Below are 1227 nucleotides of genomic sequence, written 5' to 3'. Positions count from 1 at the left end.
TGACGTCCCCCCATCGCTTTGGTCCGGCGTGAGTGCGAGTTTTCCGGTTGTGTGAGACCCTGACGGGAGGAGCAGAGCCGTGAAGAAGGGCAGGTTTACCGAAGAGCAGATCGCCTTCGCACTGAAGCAGGCCGAGACCGGGACACCGGTCGCGGAGGTGCTGCGCCGGATGGGCATCTCCGAGCAGACATTCTACCGCTGGAAGAAGCTCTACGGTGGCTTGGGGACGGGCGAGTTGCGGCGGCTGAAGCAGCTTGAGGACGAGAACCGCAAGCTCAAGCAGCTCGTGGCCGATCTGAGCCTCGACAAGCACATGCTGCAGGACGTGCTCGCAAAAAAGCTCTGACGCCTGCTCGGCGACGCGAGCTCGTGCACCAGGTTCAGGAGGCGCACGGGGTGAGCGAGCGGCGCGGCTGCGCCGCGCTCGGCGTCGGCCGGTCGGGCGTCCGCTACCGCTCGACCAAGCCCGATCAGGCACCGCTGCGAATGCGCATCTGCGATCTGGCCAAGAGCCGGGTGCGCTACGGCTACTTCCGGATCTACATCCTGCTGCGCCGAGAGGGCTGGCGGGTGAACCATAAAAGGGTCCACCGCCTCTACAGGGATGAGGGCCTCAGCCTGCGGCTCAAGCGGCCGCGCCGGCACGTCAGCGCGGCACACCGTGAGCGTCAGCCTGCTGCGCTCCGGCCGAACGAACGCTGGTCGATGGACTTTGTCTCCGACGCGTTGTTCGACGGCCGCCGGCTGCGGGCCCTGACGGTCGTCGATGCGTTCACGCGCGAGGCCCTGGCGATCGAGGTCGACCAGGGCATCAAAGGCGAACAGGTCGTGGCTGTCGTCGGCCGCTTGACGCTGCTGCGCGGAGCACCGAGCGCGATTCAGGTCGATAACGGGCCTGAGTTCGTCTCGAAAGCACTCGACCGCTGGGCCTACGAGAACGGTGTCACGTTGGACTTCTCACGGCTTGGCAAGCCGACCGACAACGCGCTGGTCGAGTCGTTCAACGGCCGGCTGCGCGACGAGTGCCTGAACGCGAACTGGTTCTTGTCGTTGGCCGACGCGAGGAGCAAGATCGAGACGTGGCGGCGGCACTACAACGAGAGCCGTCCTCACACCGCCCTGGGGTGGCGAACGCCCCAGGAATTCGCCCTGGCGGCGGCCCTGCAGGCCGCCGAATGAGATCCGGAAGCTCACCTTCCGGCCGGACCAAAATCCGGGGGACCCTCA

General features: G+C 66.3%; 1 protein-coding gene. It reads left to right on the top strand.

Translation table 11 applies throughout. The features are described from left to right. Nucleotides 1–79: 79 nt before the first annotated feature. Nucleotides 80–1179 (top strand): IS3-like element ISMex11 family transposase gene (locus tag CIW48_RS32835; RefSeq protein ID WP_149314510.1). Its coding sequence is split into 2 segments (ribosomal slippage): nucleotides 80–332 and nucleotides 332–1179, totalling 1101 coding nucleotides; the frame shifts between segments, so codons are not numbered across the junction. The last annotated feature ends 48 nt before the right edge of the window (nucleotides 1180–1227 follow it).

Origin of the sequence: Methylobacterium sp. P1-11, assembly GCF_008329595.1 — a bacterium.
Classification (GTDB): domain Bacteria; phylum Pseudomonadota; class Alphaproteobacteria; order Rhizobiales; family Beijerinckiaceae; genus Methylobacterium.
This window is presented reverse-complemented; position numbering and strand designations above follow the sequence as displayed.